Raw genomic sequence first — 2,604 nt, 5'->3', positions numbered from 1 at the left:
CCGGTGGCGCGGTCGCGGACGACGCCCTTGGAGCCGTCGGTGCCGAAGCGGATGGGCTGTCCGTGTTCCAGGCGGATCACGGCTTCCTCGGCCTGCTGCCGGTCCTTGAGGACCTCGAAGGCGCCGTCGTTGAAGATGTTGCAGTTCTGGTAGATCTCCACCAGGGCGGTGCCGGGGTGGTCGGCCGCCTGGCGCAGTACCTCGGTGAGGTGTTTGCGGTCGGAGTCGACGGTGCGGGCCACGAAGGAGGCCTCCGCGCCGATGGCCAGGGAGACCGGGTTGAAGGGGGCGTCCAGTGAGCCCATCGGCGTCGATTTGGTGATCTTGCCGATTTCGGAGGTGGGGGAGTACTGGCCCTTGGTCAGGCCGTAGATCCGGTTGTTGAACAGCAGGATCTTGAGGTTGACGTTGCGGCGCAGGGCGTGGATGAGGTGGTTGCCGCCGATGGAGAGGGCGTCGCCGTCGCCGGTGACGACCCAGACGGACAGGTCGCGCCGGGAGGTGGCCAGGCCGGTGGCGATGGCGGGGGCGCGGCCGTGGATGGAGTGCATCCCGTAGGTGTTCATGTAGTACGGGAAGCGGGAGGAGCAGCCGATGCCGGAGACGAAGACGATGTTCTCCTTCGCCAGGCCGAGCTGGGGCATGAAGCCCTGTACGGCGGCGAGGACGGCGTAGTCGCCGCAGCCGGGGCACCAGCGCACTTCCTGGTCGGACTTGAAGTCCTTCATGGACTGTTGGCCCTCGGCCTTGGGCACCAGCTGCAGAAGGGCGTTGGGGTCAGTCATCGAGGGCCTCCTTCAGCGCCGTGGCGAGCTGCTCGGCCTTGAACGGCATGCCGTTGACCTGGTTGTACGAGCGGGCGTCGACCAGGTACTTCGCCCGGATGAGGGTGGCGAGCTGTCCCAGGTTCATCTCGGGGACCACGACCTTGTCGTACCTCTTGAGGACCGCGCCGAGGTTGTGGGGGAAGGGGTTGAGGTGGCGCAGGTGTGCCTGGGCGATGTGGCCGCCCTCCTTGCGGATGCGGCGCACGGCGGCCGTGATGGGGCCGTAGGTCGAGCCCCAGCCCAGCACCAGGGTCTTCGCCCCGTGCGGGTCGTCGACCTCGACGTCGGGGACGTCGATGTTGTCGATCTTCGCCTGCCGGGTGCGGACCATGAAGTCGTGGTTGGCGGGGTCGTAGGAGATGTGGCCGGTGCCGTCCTGTTTCTCGATGCCGCCGATACGGTGCTCCAGCCCCGGGGTGCCGGGGACGGCCCAGGGGCGGGCCAGGGTCTGCGGGTCGCGCTTGTAGGGCCAGAACACCTCGGTGCCGTCGTCCAGGATGTGATTGGGTCCCTGGGCGAACTGCACGGTCAGGTCCGGCAGCTCCTGGGGGTCCGGGATCCGCCAGGGCTCGCTGCCGTTGGCGAGGTAGCCGTCGGAGAGCAGGAAGACGGGCGTGCGGTAGGTCAGGGCGATGCGGGCCGCCTCCAGGGCGGCGTCGAAGCAGTCGGCCGGGGTGCACGGTGCGACCACCGGGACCGGGGCCTCGCCGTTGCGGCCGTACATGGCCTGCAGCAGGTCCGCCTGCTCGGTCTTGGTCGGCAGGCCGGTGGACGGCCCGCCGCGCTGGATGTCCACGATCAGCAGCGGCAGCTCCAGCGACACCGCCAGACCGATCGTCTCCGACTTCAGCGCCACACCCGGACCGCTCGTCGTCGTCACCGCCAGCGAGCCGCCGAAGGCCGCTCCCAGTGCCGCGCCGATGCCGGCGATCTCGTCCTCGGCCTGGAAGGTCCGCACACCGAAGTTCTTGTGCCGGCTCAGCTCGTGCAGGATGTCCGAGGCCGGGGTGATCGGATAGGAGCCGAGGTAGAGCGGCAGGTCCGCCTGGCGGGACGCGGCGATCAGCCCGTAGGACAGGGCCAGGTTCCCGGAGATGTTGCGGTAGACACCGGGCGGGAACGCCTTCGCCGCCGGGGCCACCTCGTAGGAGACCGCGAAGTCCTCCGTCGTCTCGCCGAAGTTCCACCCCGCCCGGTAGGCCGCGATGTTGGCCGCCGCGATGTCGGGCCTGCGGGCGAACTTCGACCGCAGGAACCTCTCCGTGCCCTCGGTGGGCCGGTGGTACATCCAGCTCAGCAGCCCCAGCGCGAACATGTTCTTGCTGCGCTCGGCCTCCCTGCGGGTCAGGTCGAACTCCTTGAGCGCCTCCACGGTCAGCGTGGTCAGCGGCACCGGATGCAGGCTGTAGCCGTCCAGCGAGCCGTCCTCCAGCGGGCTGCTGTCGTAACCGACCTTCTGCATCGCCCGCTTGGTGAACTCGTCCGTGTTGACGATGATCTCCGCACCGCGCGGCAGATCGGCGATGTTGGCCTTCAGCGCCGCCGGGTTCATCGCCACCAGCACGTTCGGCGCGTCACCGGGGGTGAGGATGTCGTGATCGGCGAAGTGGAGCTGGAAGGACGAGACACCGGGCAGGGTGCCGGCGGGCGCGCGGATCTCGGCCGGGAAGTTCGGCAGCGTGGAGAGGTCGTTGCCGAACGACGCGGTCTCCGAGGTGAAACGGTCACCGGTGAGCTGCATACCGTCACCCGAGTCCCCCGCGAACCTGATGATCAC

At 68.8% G+C, this 2,604-nt stretch carries 2 protein-coding genes; both read right to left on the bottom strand.

Features of this window, described 5'->3' with window-relative positions; translation table 11 throughout:
* Positions 1–785 (bottom strand): 2-oxoacid:ferredoxin oxidoreductase subunit beta (locus B7767_RS29400; RefSeq protein WP_085574808.1); only part of this gene is annotated, 785 nt, incomplete at its 3' end.
* The coding region (locus B7767_RS29395; RefSeq protein WP_179167337.1) for a 2-oxoacid:acceptor oxidoreductase subunit alpha at positions 778–2,604 on the bottom strand (1,827 nt) is incomplete at its 5' end. The genes B7767_RS29400 and B7767_RS29395, both read right to left, overlap by 8 nt.

It is taken from the genome of Streptomyces sp. 13-12-16, assembly GCF_002114215.1.
GTDB lineage: Bacteria > Actinomycetota > Actinomycetes > Streptomycetales > Streptomycetaceae > Streptomyces.
Note: the sequence above shows the minus strand (reverse complement) of the source record. Positions and strands in the feature narration are given on the sequence as shown.